Genomic DNA, 15168 nt, shown 5'->3' on the forward strand with positions numbered 1-15168 from the left:
TGCCTTAGCGCATCTTGGATGCCAATGCTGGCAAATAAACATAATTCCTTTTAAGAAGTAGTACAAATATATTGAAAATTTATGTATATTTGTATTATGTCATACATAATATGAAATATTCTTCGATTTATAAAACAGCTCTGTTGACGGATGTACTCCCATTTTGGGAAAAGTATTCCATTGACCCTGCCCATGGGGGGTACTTTACGTGTCTTGATCGCACTGGTAAGGTGTATGATACTGATAAATTCGTTTGGTTACAGGGAAGACAGGCTTGGTTATTTGCCATGCTTTACAATACTGTGGAGCAAAATGAAAAATGGCTTGACATTTCCAAAGCCGGTATCAACTTCCTTAAAAGGTTTGGGAAGGACCCACAGGGTAATTTCTACTTTTCATTGACTTCTGATGGGCAGCCCTTGATACAGCCCTATAATATATTCTCTGATTGTTTTGCAGCCATGGCTTTTGCCCAATACGCCAAAGCAGCGGGGGATGGCGAAGCTGGGAAAATTGCTGAGAAAACATACCAGAATATTCTGGAAAGAAGGGATGACCCCAAAGGAAAATATGAAAAGGGTACTGGGACAAGAGCGCTTAAAAATTTTGCCCTGCCCATGATCCTATCCAACCTCGTCCTCGAATTGGAACACGTACTGCCGTCCGACCAGGTAGAGCGCACCTTGGATACCTGTGTGGATGAGGTAATGGGAACGTTCTTAAAAAAAGAGACAGGCCTCATTTATGAAAATGTCAATCTTGACGGATCGTTGAACGATTCGTTTGAGGGCCGGTTGATCAATCCAGGCCATGGTTTGGAGGCCATGTGGTTCATAGCGGATATAGCGTCCCGAAGAAAGGATATGGAATTGCTTGATAGTGCTAAGGCCACTGTACTTCGACTCTTGGAATATGGTTGGGACGACCAATACGGTGGAATTTTTTACTTTATGGATGCCAAGGGGCATCCACCGCAACAGTTGGAACACGATCAAAAATTATGGTGGGTGCATCTAGAGGCTTTGGTGGCATTGGCCAAAATGTACCAACTCACGGAATGTCCCAAAATATGGGCATGGTATGAACAGGTCCATCAGTACACTTGGAGCCGTTTTCCCGACCCTGAACATGGGGAATGGTTCGGTTACTTAAATCGTCAGGGTCACCCACATTTAACATTAAAGGGAGGTAAGTGGAAAGGCTGTTTTCATGTTCCACGTGCCCTTTATCAATGCTGGAAAACATTTGAAACAATCGAAAATAAAAATACATTACAATGAATCTGATTCGTCTTATGTCCAAATTGTCGCTGAGTGTCCTTCTTATCCTATTGGCACTTTCATGCAGTAGCAAAAAAAACAACACCATTGAGGTCAAGGCACACCAACCGGTCTTGCCCGTTTTGGTGGGAAAAGACAATAATCAAGTCCTAAAGGTCGAAATCAATGCCCCTGAACTTCCTAGTGATGTATATGTCGAGGAATTCGAATTCTCCTTGGAGGAGACCACAAACATCAGAGACTTGGTGGAAGCAACACTCTTTTATAATCGTGAGGACGATTTTGAAAAGGCTTCGGTTGTCCAAAAAACGAAAGATCTGTCGGAGTCATTTTCTATTCGTGGAACTCAGCCCTTAAATGAAGGCAAGCAATACTTCTGGCTTGCGGTTGGTGTAAAGGAACAACCCGATTTATTGGGGAAAATCGATGTGCAATTATTGAATGTATTATTTTCCGATGGTTCCCAGGTTGCAGTTCAAATGGAGGCGGTTTCCCAACCACAGCGTTTGGGTATTGCGCTGAGACAACAGGGTCAGGATGGTGTCGATACCTATCGAATACCTGGAATGGCGACCACAAATAACGGGACTTTGATCGCTGTTTACGATAATCGATATAATGATCCCGTAGATCTGCAAGAAAATATCGATGTAGGAATGAGCCGTAGTACGGATGGCGGAGTAACTTGGGAACCGATGAAGGTAATCATGGATATGGGGGAATTCAATGGACTGCCTGAGGATCAAAACGGAATTGGAGACCCGGCCGTGTTGGTGGACCGCTCTACCAATACCATTTGGGTGGCAGCCCTTTGGCTTCATGGTTATCCAGGGGAGCGTGCATGGAATGCTTCGCAGCCCGGATTGTCCGAGGAAAAAACCGGTCAGTTTATGCTGGTAAAAAGTGAGGACGATGGTTTAACGTGGTCATCCCCCATCAATATTACCGAGACGACAAAAGACCCTGAATGGCAACTGTTCTTTAACGGTCCTGGGGCCGGTATTACCATGGACAACGGTACCTTGGTATTTCCTGCGCAGTTTAAGGATAAGGACCGGATTCCACATTCAACAGTTATTTATAGTGAGGATGGGGGCGAATCCTGGAAAGTGGGTACCGGAGCCAAATCAGAGACCACCGAAGCACAAGTGGTGCAAATATCCAAAGGAACGCTTATGCTCAATATGCGTGATGACCGTAATAGGGCCACTAGAAGGGACAGTTTGAACGGTCGGTCTGTGGCCATAAGCCGAGACATGGGTAAAACTTGGGTGGAACATCCAACCTCCCGAAAGGCTTTGATTGAACCCAATTGTATGGCGAGTATTGTTTCGTATGATCATCCAGAACAAGGAAAGATTTTGTTTTTTTCGAATCCAGATTCCAAGACACGTCGTAACCATATCACTATAAAAACAAGTTTTGATTTGGGAATGTCTTGGCCAGAGAGCAACCAAATAGAACTATATGCCGATGATACCTATGGATATTCATGTCTTTCCATAATCGATGACAATTATTTGGGGATTCTTTATGAAGGAAAAAAGGAGCTATATTTTCAAAAAATCCCTTTGAACGAGTTGATTGGGTTCTAATTTACTTTAATGAAGACACGTATAGTTCACACCATTCCTCTTTGTACCAATATACAATACGTGATGGGTATGGTAGGCTTCCTTTTTTTTGTAATCATAGGTGAAGGTTATTCACAGTCCATGGAAATGGAACTGGAAAGCGCATACCCTATTATACCCACTCCAAAGGACATCAAATACGGGGACGGAACGGTCAGTTTTAATGGGTTCTCCATACAATCCAATGATTTTACTAAGGATACGGGAAGGTTCCTTCAGGACTTTTTAGAGGAAAAGGGGGTTCCCTATCACACAGCGGGTTTAGCCATTACACTGCAAAGAAACAGTTCCCTTGGGCCAAACGAAGAGGCCTATAATTTAAGAATAGATAGTGTGGTGACGATTTCCGCACCATCGAGGAAAGGTGCTTATTATGCTATCGCAACCCTTAAACAATTGTTTCGAAAATTGGATGGTAAGGGACATTTTCCCAAGGTTGATATCATGGATTGGCCCTCCTTTGGCATTAGGGGCTTTATGCACGATACAGGAAGAAATTTTCAATCTGTAGACCAATTGAAAGAACAGATTGAGATACTGGCCAATTACAAGTACAACATATTTCATTGGCATTTAACCGATAATCCTGGATGGAGATTGGAGAGTCGCAAATATCCCCAATTACAATCTGATGAGGCCTTTTCCAGAGATGTTGGCCACTATTATTCGCAAGCGGATTTCAAGGAGATTTTGGTTTTTTGTAAAGCGCGGAACATTACTGTAATTCCGGAATTTGATATTCCCGGTCATACGGAGGCGTTCCGCAGGGCCTTTGGTTTCCAAAAAATGAATAACCCAGAAGTGTTGGCCATTCTTTTGGATTTATTCGATGAGCTTATGTCGCTTGCTGATGCCAATGAGATGCCCTATATACACATGGGCACTGATGAGGTAAGAAATAGGGCCGAGGAGGTTCCGCAAGCGTTTATAGAGACTATTGCCCTTTTTATCAAGAAAAACAATCGAAAGGTTATCACATGGAAAGAAGGAATTGAACTGGACAATGATATTGTCACCATACAGCAATTATGGGCACAGCATTCACCCACGGCAGGCAGACAGTTTATTGACTCTAGAGCCAACTATATCAACCATTTAGATCCTTTCGCTGGAATGGTGAGGTTGTTTTTTCAACAGCCTGGCCGCCAAAAAGATGGTAATGCAATGGCCTTGGGCGGTATCTTGTGTGCATGGCCCGACAATGCTGTGTCCAAAGAGCGTGATATTTTACGTCAGAACCCTATCTACCCTTCCATTGTTTTTTATTCTGATGCTATTTGGAACGGAAGGCCAGACTATGACCAACTGTATTGGACCATCCTTCCAGAAGTCGGTTCGGATGGATTCAAGGCCTTTCAAAGCTTGGAGGAAAAAGTGATCAGGCACCGTGACCTGTTCTTTTCGGGCAAAGAATTTCCTTATGTTTCCCAAACCCGTGTACCATGGCAGATCATAGGGCCTTTTGATCATAATGGTGATGTTTCTACATCTTTTCCAATCGAAACGGAAATCAAGGAAAGCTACGTGGTCGATGGTCACCCATATAGTTGGAAGGGCCCTTATATGGGAGGAACTATTCATTTGAAGCACTTTTTTGGATTTCCTTCGATAACGGATGCAGAGCGCGGAACTTTTTACGCCACGACCCAAATATATTCACCCGATGTGCGCAAACAGGATTTTTGGATCGGATTTCATGGATGGTCGCGTTCCGGAGGACGTCGAGGAGGCCCTTTTCCCAAACAGGGGTCATGGCATCATACCCAACCAAAAATATGGGTGAACGGAAATAGTATAGCCCCTCCAAAATGGAGGCAACCAGACTTTCCGGTGAAATCGGACGAGGTTCCCTTTATTGATGAAGATTACTTTTATCGTGAACCGACCAAAATCCCGTTGCAGAAAGGATGGAACACCATACTGCTGAAGGTGCCTTTTGATGAGCCTTCGTGGAAATGGATGTTTACCTGTGTACCTATTTTGCAAACACAGCAAGGTGTTAAAGAGGCTAAGGAATTAGAATTTAGATTAACTACCAAAGCAGAGCGAAATGACAATTAAACGGTTTATATTATGTATTGTCCTATGTTGTGTCACATGTATTTCTACCGGGCAAAATCAACAAAAATTGGTTTTAGATTCGCTGCCCCCCATAATAGGTTCAGATCTTGATGTCGGCAATGGCTTTGCAGGAATGATGGGTGGTGAACAGGAAGGTGTCCTGATTGCTGCCGGTGGGGCCAATTTTCCCAATGGACTTCCTTGGGAAGGAGGTTCCAAGGTATGGAGTGATGCCATTTACTATTTAGATGGTGGGCAATGGAACAGAGCGACAACCAGATTACCTAAGCCACTAGCTTATGGTGCAAGTGTTGCTTTGCCTGAAGGTATTTTGTTAGTTGGCGGTGAGAATGCACAGGGAAGCACGGATCAAGTACTACTATTGCAGATAGATACTGAAAGTAAATCTGTAACCCTAACTGAGTATCCCGACCTGCCCGAACCATTGGCCTATTCCTCCGCAGTGCTGGAAAATGGATATGTGTATGTGGCTGGGGGGAAAAATACCAATGCCACTACAAATTCCTTTTACAGGTTGTCCCTTGATACAAAATCTTGGGAACGGTTACCGGATTTTCCGGGGGAACCAAGGGCCCTGCATACGGTAGCGATACAGGATACCCAGCACTCCAGAAAATTATTCGTCATTGGCGGCAGAAATCAAGAAACTGGTAAAAAATCAGTTCCCCTCACCGAATTTTTGGCATATGACCTACAACACGGAAGCTGGAGCAGAGCAGGGGAAGTGAAAATAAACAATACGCCGTTGGTCTTGATGGGCGCTTATGCAAGGGACATGGGGTCCATGCACATTTTAGTTTATGGTGGTTCCGATGAGGTACTTTTCAATCGGCTCGAAAATATGGCATTGGAGATGCAAATGGAGCAGAACGACTCCCTATTAAAAAAAATGGTGCAGGAACGGGACGATATTTTAAATAATCATCCTGGGTTTTCAAATAAGGTCTTATCATACAACACCATTACGGGAAAGTGGTTCGTTTACGATTCCCTGCCCAGGCCCTTGCCTGTCACCGCACTTGCTTTTGAGCAAGAAGAGGATGTGGTGGTCATTTCCGGTGAAGTCTCACCAGGGATCCGAACTAATGTCGTTCAAAAAATTACGGAAGGAGAGGCCGTGAAACCCTTTGGTACTATAAATTATGTGGTGTTGTTCGGATACCTCACGCTATCATTGCTCATAGGAGTTTATTTTTCATATAAACAAAAGTCGACCAACGATTATTTTGTAGGTGGAGGGCGTATCCCATGGTGGGCCAGTGGGCTAAGTGTTTTTGGCACTTTGCTCAGCGCGATTACCTTCATGGCCATTCCAGCAAAGGCATTTGTTACCGATTGGTCCTTTTTTATGCTGAATATGGCGGCCATAGCCATTACACCATTGATTTCCTTGGTTTTCATACCTTTTTTTAATCGACTGAAAATCACAACGGCCTACGAATTTTTGGAGGACCGTTTTAATTATGCGGCTCGGGCCTTCGGTAGTCTGTCCTTTATCTTATTTCAATTGGGGCGTATCGGTATTGTGCTTTTGTTGCCCTCTTTGGCCATATCCATAGTAACAGGTATTCCAGTGGAGATCAGTATATTGATCATGAGCTTGCTTTGTATCGCATATACGGCATTTGGTGGAATTGAGGCGGTTATCTGGACGGATGTGTTACAGGTGGTCGTACTATTGGGAGGAAGCGTGCTGGCGGTAGTATGGATCATGCTGCACACCGAAAGTTCATTTGGTGATATAATCAGTTATGCTTCTGAAAAACACAAGTTCAATGTTGCCAATATGGATTTTAATTTCACTAAATCCACCTTTTGGGTCGTGACCATTGGCGGACTTGCCTCGGCAATGGTGACACAAGGAACGGACCAGACCATAGTCCAGAGGTACCTGACCAGTACAGATGTAAAGAACTCCCAAAAAACTTTGTATACCAATGCTGTTTTAACGTTACCGGCCAGTATCATTTTCTTTGGCCTAGGAACATTATTGTTTGTTTTTTACTCTGAATTTCCGGAACGTTTGTCTCCAACCATTTCCAATAACGACGCTATTTTTCCCATGTATATTGTAAAGGAATTGCCGGTTGGGGTATCGGGTCTTTTGGTAGCAGGCATTTTTTCTGCGGCCATGAGTAGCATTAGCAGTAGTCTAAACTCGGTTTCCACAGCCTTTTGCAACGATTTTTACAAACGGTTCAATCAAGAGGTGGCCGATAAACGATTATTGCGGATAGCAAGAATAGTTACGGTACTTACGGGGCTTATCGGGATGTTGCTCGCACTTTGGATGGCCAACTCCAACATAAAATCGCTCTGGGATGAATTTTATAGGTATCTCGGACTATTTACAGGAGGTTTGGGTGGCATGTTCTTGTTGGGCATGCTTACAAAAAAGGCCAATGCCAAAGGTACATTGTTGGGGTTGTTCGCCAGTGCCGTCCTTATTTGGTACATCAGCGTTTATACCGAGATAAGCTTTTTGATGTATGCCTTCTTTGGGGTTGTCTCCTGTTATGGGTTTGGGTACATTTTTAGCCTTCTGTTCAAAAAAACTAATGGATAAATTGGCATATCTCTGCTATGAAGCTTTGCCATGTGTTGAACCTGATGTAATGAGAATAAGGTCGGTATCCTACGATGGGTTTTGTGCTATTGTTACAATGATGTGTATGCTTTTGAAATGCTTGATTTTTCTAAATAAGAATGAAAGTAAAAACTAAATTAAAAATTGCCTTATTTGTTATTGGACTTTTCATTCAATGCGGAATCCCGGTTGCAAGCGCACAATTAAAACTTCCTTCCATATTTACGGATAACATGGTTTTACAGCGCAACAAACCCATTCATATCTGGGGTTGGGGAAAGCCGAAGGAGACCGTTGAGGTTACATTTAATGGAGAAACCAAATCCGATGTGGTCAAATATGATACATCGTGGCGTATAACCTTTGACCCTCGGGAAGCGGATACTACAGGGCGGTCGTTAACGATACGTCATGGAGACGAGCAATATTCATTGAAAAATATACTGATCGGGGATATTTGGCTTTGTCTCGGTCAATCCAATATGGAATGGCCACTACAAAAGGAAATGCACTACGCTGAGGAAGTTGATAAAACGGACCAAAGATTGTTTCGTTTTTACAATCCCACCTATGCTGGAAAGAATGTGTTCAACGAAACTTTTGGAGATTCAATCGTAAGAAGGTTGAGCACCCAAAGTTTTTATAAGGGTCACTGGAAAGCGAGCAATCCAAAAACGGCAAAGGATATGAGTGCCGTCGGCTACTATTTCGGTCAAGCAATCCTGCAGACCACAAGGGTGCCCATTGGTTTGATTAATCTAGCTATAGGAGGGGCACCATTGGAAACTTTTATCAGTACGGTTTCCTTGTCGGAATCCCAAAAATATAAGGCCAAGGTAACCGACAATTGGCTTTACAATAATCATTTGCCAATATGGGTCCGTGAAAGGGGCAAGCAGAACCTCGAAGAGGCGAAATCTGTACCTGAGGATACGTTAGGCCCTAATCATGCCTATAAACCAGGGTTTGCTTATGAAGCTGGGGTGAAGCCCTTGTTCCAACTACCCATAAAAGGCATTATATGTTATCAAGGGGAAAGCAACGCGCAAGAAGAAGAAAGGGTAATGGAATATGCTGATCTTCAAGCATTGATGGTTAATGATTACAGGATTGGATGGAAGGATGCACAATTGCCATTTTACTGGGCACAATTGTCCTCCATAGATACGGTGAATTATGATGCGCATCTATGGCCCCAATTCCGCAACGAGCAAAGAAAACTCTTATCCATGATCACCAATGGGGGAATGGCCGTTACATCGGATATTGGGGCAAAAAATGATGTACATCCCAGAAATAAAAAAGCGGTGGGCGAACGCTTGGCTCGATGGGCCTTGTTCAAAACGTACAAGCGGGACATTGTGCCATCGGGGCCATTGGTCCAAAAAGTGGAGTTCAATAAGGGTCGATTAATGGTAACGTTTGCATATGGTGAAGGACTTGCCAGCAAGGATGGATTGGAAGTACATGGATTCTCCGTGGATGGCCTAAATCCTGTTCATGCAGAAATACAACATGGAAAGGTGGTGATTCCGGTCCAAGACAGTCCCAAATATTTATACTATGGGTGGCAGGCATGGAGCCGTGGCAATTTGGTGAATGCTGCACAATTACCAGCATCTACCTTTCGCATGCCCGTAACCATAAAGCAATGAGCCAAATGAGGGATTATTTGGCAAAATCAAAAACAATTGTACCAAAAAAAACATAAATCAATATTGAATGATGAACCGTAGAAATTTTGTAAAGGACAATGTGATGCTTTCGGGAGCATTAGGACTCGGGATACCAGGACTTTTTGCCCAGCGCAATGCGACAGATATCAAATTTTCCAACACACCTGCCCAATTTAAGCTGAATTACGCACCGCATTTGGGAATGTTCGAAGCCTCAGCAGGAAAAGACCCTATCGATCAATTGCATTTTATGGCCGATATGGGCTTTACGGCATTCGAGGATAACGGGATGAAGGGTCGCTCCGTGACATTACAGGAGAAAATGGCAAGTACCATGGAAAAGCGTGGTTTGAAAATGGGGGTATTCGTGGCCCATGAAATTTCCTGGAACAAACCTAACCTTACCAATGGAGATTTGGCGCTTCGGGAAAAGTTCTTGGAAGAAATCAAGGAATCCATTGAAATTGCCAAACGGGTCAATGCCGAATGGATGACGGTAGTACCCGGACATGTGGACCTACGCTTGAGCAAAGGATATCAAACGGCCCATGTGGTGGAATCCCTCAAACAGGCCAGTGCATTGTTGGAGCCCCATGGTCTGACCATGGTCTTGGAGCCACTGAATTTTAGGGACCATCCCGGACTGTTTCTCACCGAAAGCCACCAAGCCTATGAAATATGCAAGGCTGTGGACAGTCTGTCCTGTAAGATCCTTTTTGATATTTACCACCAACAAATACAGGAAGGGAACTTGATTCCAAATATAGATGCATCATGGGATGAGATTGCCTATTTTCAGGTTGGTGACAATCCAGGTAGGAAGGAGCCTACCACCGGGGAAATCAATTATCTAAATGTGTTCAAGCATATACATGGCAAAGGATTCAAGGGCATCGTCGGAATGGAGCACGGGAATTCCAGACCAGGGGTCGAAGGCGAGCAAGCCGTAATCGAAGCGTATCTAAAAAGTGACTCTTTTTAATGGAAAAAATAAAAAAAATCATTGGAACTGTCGGTTGTATATGGCTAGGTATGCTCATAACACATGGACAAGAATCTTACACGGAAACTCTCCTCGGATCTACGGCGACCCTAGAAATGGTATCGATCCCACCGGGAAGCTTTCTAATGGGGAGCAAAGCTGATGAAATCGGCCGAGACCTTGATGAAGGCCCAGTACGCGAAATACAGGTGGATGGCTTCTGGATGTCAAAATTTGAAGTTACCTGGGAGCTATACAATCTCTTTGTGGAAAGGGGGATTGACCATCTTAACCACAAAACCAAAGGGGAAGAGGTTCAACTGGACATTGATGGTATATCCGGAGCAACTACCCCATATGTCGACATGAGCTTGGGCATGGGCAGGGAAAAGGATTATCCAGCGGTGAATGTTACACAAAGGGCTGCTTCTGCATTTTGTCAATGGCTATCAGCAATTACCGGACGGTACTATCGATTGCCCACTGAAGCTGAATGGGAGTATGCGGCAAGAGCGGGAAGCGTTGATCCCTATCATTTTGGGACGGATATCTCACAGTTGGGGGGCTTTGCATGGTTCCAAAACAACAGCAATGACACATATCACCCGGTAGGCGAAAAGAAGCCCAATCCCTGGGGGCTTTATGATATGTATGGTAATGTGGCCGAATGGACCTTGGATCAATACAAAGCGGATGGCTATCAAAATACAATACTGCCTTTTGAACCAGTGGTCACTGAATATCCCATTGTGCTCAGGGGAGGTTCGTTCAAAGATGGTCCAGAGCAATTGCGAAGTGCCTCTCGATTGGATTCAAAACCTATATGGAAAGAAAGAGATCCACAGTTTCCACGCAGTAAATGGTGGTTTACGGATGCAGCGTTTGTTGGTTTTAGGGTAGTTCGTCCAAAAGAGGTTCCACCTAAGGAGGAGATGAACGAATATTGGAGCGACAACGGATTGGAGTAAAAATTAGAACATACCAAAAGAATATACATATGGACAGAACAAACAACAAATCTAGAAGAACATTCATTAAGAACGCATCCATGGCCTCGGGCGCAATATTATTGCCATCGATACACGGACACGGGATGGTCAATGTGTTTAACGAGAAAAAGTTAAAAATAGCTCTTGTGGGTTGTGGCGGACGTGGGACAGGTGCTGCAAATCAGGCTTTGGAGGCCGATGACCATGTACAATTGGTGGCTATGGCCGATCTCTTTGAAGATCAGTTGAATTCAAGCTATGGCCATTTATATGAAAAATATAAGGATACTGGAAAAATAAAGGTCAAGGACAAACATAAATTTGTTGGCTTTGATGGGTATAAAAAGGCTATTGAGCTAGCCGATGTAGTGATCTTGGCCACCCCTCCTGGATTTAGGCCCTATCATTTCGCCTATGCCATTGAAAACGACAAACATGTGTTCATGGAAAAACCTGTTGCCACAGATGCACCAGGTATCCGTAAGGTATTGGAAATGGCCAAATTGGCAGAATCCAAGAGACTGAATGTCGTTGTGGGCCTACAACGTCACTATCAGGAAAATTACATCAAAGTGAACTCATTGATTAAAAGTGGTGAATTGGGAAAAATTATGTCTGGGCAGGTCTATTGGAACAGTTCAGGCGTTTGGGTACGGCCTAGACAACCTGAGCAGTCGGAGATGGAATACCAAATGAGAAATTGGTATTACTTCAACTGGGTCTGTGGCGACCATATTCTGGAACAACATATTCATAATATTGACATTGCCAATTGGTTTATCGGGGAATATCCTGTTTCAGCGCAAGGAATGGGTGGTCGAATGGTCAGAAAAGGACCGGACCATGGTGAGATTTACGACCACCACTTCGTGGAGTTCACCTATCCAAGCGGAGCGGTGATTTCAAGTCAATGTAGGCACCAGCCCAACACCATGTATCGTGTGGGTGAAATATTCCAACTGACCAATGGGAAGGTCGATACACGAGACGCCGGTGCGGCCAAAATTTACGATATGAACGGCAAAGAAGTACGATCCATAGAAAACTCAAAAGGTCATAATCCATATCAGGAGGAACATAATAAACTATTTGCCTCCATCCGGAGCAAGGGTGTAATAAATGATGCCTTCAATGGGGCCAAAAGCACGATGACGGCTATTATGGGGCGAATGGCCACTTATAGTGGTAAGGTCATTGGCTGGGAAGAGGCTTTGGCTTCGGAACTTCAGCTTATGCCTGAGCAGTTGAGTTGGGATTCACCAACCCCAACGAAACCTGATGCAAATGGCAATTATCCTGTTCCAGTACCTGGCCAGGCCAAAGTTCTTTAATGCCAGAATACTGATAATAAGTTACAACAAGATTTACTGATATGAATTCAAGAAGAAGATTTGTCCAAAATACCTCCATACTGGGCGCTGCCTTGGCATTGGCGCCCAGCTTCACCCATGGCGCGATAAATAAAATACCTAAAAGCACGATTAATATTGGATTGATTGGTGTGGGGCTTAGAGGAACGACCCACCTCTCCAATCTGTTGAAGCGCGATGATGTCCATATTTCCGCTATTTGTGACATTGATGCAAGCCGAATTGCCATTGCTGAGGATTTGATAGCCAAGGCGAGTAAAAAAAGCCCAAATCCTTTGGAAGCAACCCCTATGATTATAGAAATCTACTGGACATAAAAGAATTGGATGCCGTTGTCATATCAACACCTTGGCTATGGCATACCCGCATGACAGTCGATGCAATGGAGGCTGGCAAATATGCGGGAGTAGAAGTCTCAGCGGCGAATACACTCGAAGAGTGCTGGGATCTAGTAAATACCCATGAACGAACTGGCACGCATATGATGATTCTTGAAAATGTGAACTATCGGCGTGATGTAATGGCAGTGCTTCATATGGTAAAACAGCAGATTTTTGGTGAACTGGTTCATTTTCGTTGTGGATACCAGCATGATTTAAGACATGTGAAGTTCAACGACGGTAAAACTGCTTATGGAAAGGGAGCTGAGTTTGGTGAAAAAGGAGTTTCAGAGTCCAAATGGCGTACCATACATTCGGTCAAAAGAAATGCAGATGTTTATCCTACCCATGGGCTTGGTCCAATAGCTGTAATGGCTGACGTTAATCGGGGAAACAGATTGGTTTCCATGACCTCTCATGCCACCAAAGGGATAGGGTTGCACAATTATGTTGTTGAGGTCGGTGGGGAGGAGCATCCCAATGCCAAGGTAAAGTTTAAACAGGGCGATGTTATCACATCCACTCTGGAAACTGCCAATGGCGAGACGATAATCATTACCCATGATTGTAATCTACCAAGACCATATTCTTTGGGCTTTAGGGTCCAGGGTGCCAAGGGCCTTTGGGAAGTGGATGGCAATAGAATCTATGTGGAGGGTCAATCGGACCCACACCAATGGGACCAGGCGGATTCATGGTTAAAGGATTATGATCATCCCTTGTGGAAAACATTTGGGGATATGGCCCAGGATGCCGGACATGGAGGGATGGATTTTTTTGTGATGAATGCCTTTATAGAAAGTGTTAAGGCGAACATTGCACCTCCCTTGGATGTTTATGATGCAGCAGCTTGGAGTGCCGTCACCCCCCTCTCTGAGGCATCCATTGCCAATAATGGTGAATCACAAGACTTTCCTGATTTTACTCGGGGCCAATGGATTAAAAGAAAATCATTTGATTGGATGAATGGGAAGTATTGAAATGGGCGGTCTTAAGATTTGGTACAGATTCATTTGGCAGTCACTTGACATCATTCCTATCGCTATGGAACATAAGAAGCAGTAATGGAGGGAACTATTAGTACAAAGGATAAAGAGACGATTATCGTAAAGGCTCCTGGACGGACTTGTCTATTTGGTGACCATCAGGATTATTTGGAACTACCTGTGATAGCCTGTGCCATAAGCAGACATATCACATTAAAGGCCAAAAAAAATGCAAACTGTCTTTTAAACATTGATCAACCCGACATTGGAGAGAAAAGAAGCATAGATTTGAATAAGGGCATCATTCCCGTGGGAAAAGATGATTTTTTTATGGCTGCCATAGACTTGCTAGCAGATTATGGTTGTTATCCTGACCAAGGATATGATATTGTTATTACGGGTAACATTCCTATCAATGCCGGAACTTCAAGCTCAAGTGCACTCGTGGTAGCATGGGTGGAATTTTTGATCACTTCCTTTGGTTGTGATGTGCCCGTTACGCCCAAATTTGTAGCTGAGATGGCCTATCAGGCAGAAGTGGTTTATCATGGCATGCCAGGCGGTAAAATGGACCAATACAGTATTGGTCTGGGACATGTGATTTATCTGGAAACCGGCACCCCCTTGTATTACGAGACTTTTGAGAAGTTTATTCCGGGCCTTATTGTCGGAGTATCGGGCATTCCAAAAGATACTTCAGGAGTTCTTCGTGAATTGAGGGATAAGGCACAATTGTCTGTTTTGACCATTAAAAAATACCTTAAGGAATTTGACTTGAGTAAGGTGAGTATTGAAAATATTGGGAGTTACCTTGCTTATGTGCCCGAAGACTTACAGGTCTTCTTTGTGGCCGCAGTCCGCAATCATAGCATTACAAGGGAGGCATTGTTGGAATTCAGGAGACCTACACTTGATTTGAAAAAAATAGGTGCTCTGATGTTGGAGCATCATGGGATACTACGGGATTATTTGAACATAACTGTTCCCTTAATAGATAATATGGTGGATGCTGCCCTTGAAGCAGGCGCTTATGGGGCGAAAATCGTTGGCTCAGGTAGGGGAGGGTGTATTGTGGTTCTTTCTCCTAAGGACAAAGTAGATACTGTTATTGCATCCATAAGGGCGGTAGGTGCCAAGGACGCCTTTACGGTTCAAGTGGATCCAGGTGCTAGAGTAAAAAAATAAACAATTAAACAGAGTAA

Annotated in this window: 9 protein-coding genes and 1 pseudogene; all 10 read left to right on the forward strand. The window is 43.9% G+C overall.

What is annotated here, in order from left to right:
* The first annotated feature begins 110 nt into the window (after positions 1–110).
* The 10 genes and pseudogenes from GGE08_RS09340 (at position 111) to GGE08_RS09385 (ending at position 15151) form a co-directional block, all read left to right on the forward strand.
* On the forward strand, positions 111–1280 hold the full coding sequence (locus GGE08_RS09340) for an AGE family epimerase/isomerase (protein WP_179384629.1): 1170 nt from the start codon (positions 111–113) through the stop codon (positions 1278–1280).
* Entirely contained in the window at positions 1277–2875 is a 1599-nt protein-coding gene (locus GGE08_RS09345) for a sialidase family protein (protein WP_257023987.1), read from the forward strand. Before GGE08_RS09340 ends, GGE08_RS09345 begins: the two co-directional genes overlap by 4 nt.
* 9 nt (positions 2876–2884) lie before the next feature.
* A complete protein-coding gene (locus GGE08_RS09350) occupies positions 2885–4975 on the forward strand; it encodes a beta-N-acetylhexosaminidase (protein WP_179384630.1) in 2091 nt (696 codons plus the stop codon).
* 67 nt (positions 4976–5042) lie between these two features.
* Entirely contained in the window at positions 5043–7562 is a 2520-nt protein-coding gene (locus GGE08_RS09355; protein ID WP_257023988.1) for a sodium:solute symporter family transporter, read from the forward strand.
* Between the two features lie 140 nt (positions 7563–7702).
* Positions 7703–9238 (forward strand): sialate O-acetylesterase, encoded by a 1536-nt coding sequence (locus tag GGE08_RS09360; protein ID WP_179384632.1) that lies wholly within the window; start codon positions 7703–7705, stop codon positions 9236–9238.
* A gap of 70 nt (positions 9239–9308) precedes the next feature.
* The gene (locus tag GGE08_RS09365; RefSeq protein ID WP_179384633.1) at positions 9309–10241 is read left to right on the forward strand and encodes a hydroxypyruvate isomerase family protein; all 933 of its coding nucleotides are present in this window, start codon (positions 9309–9311) and stop codon (positions 10239–10241) included.
* Between the two features lie 50 nt (positions 10242–10291).
* Positions 10292–11209: a formylglycine-generating enzyme family protein gene (locus tag GGE08_RS09370; protein WP_257023989.1), complete on the forward strand. Its 918-nt coding sequence runs from the start codon at positions 10292–10294 to the stop codon at positions 11207–11209.
* A 29-nt stretch (positions 11210–11238) separates the two neighbouring features.
* Positions 11239–12561 (forward strand): Gfo/Idh/MocA family protein, encoded by a 1323-nt coding sequence (locus GGE08_RS09375; RefSeq protein WP_179384635.1) that lies wholly within the window; start codon positions 11239–11241, stop codon positions 12559–12561.
* Positions 12562–12602: 41 nt separating this feature from the next.
* A pseudogene (locus tag GGE08_RS09380) lies at positions 12603–13960 on the forward strand (Gfo/Idh/MocA family protein).
* Positions 13961–14044: 84 nt separating this feature from the next.
* Positions 14045–15151, forward strand: coding sequence for a galactokinase family protein (locus GGE08_RS09385; RefSeq protein ID WP_179384636.1), 1107 nt, complete (start codon positions 14045–14047; stop codon positions 15149–15151).
* Positions 15152–15168: the final 17 nt, after the last annotated feature.

It is taken from the genome of Allomuricauda sp. ARW1Y1, assembly GCF_013407935.1.
Classification (GTDB): Bacteria; Bacteroidota; Bacteroidia; order Flavobacteriales; family Flavobacteriaceae; genus Flagellimonas.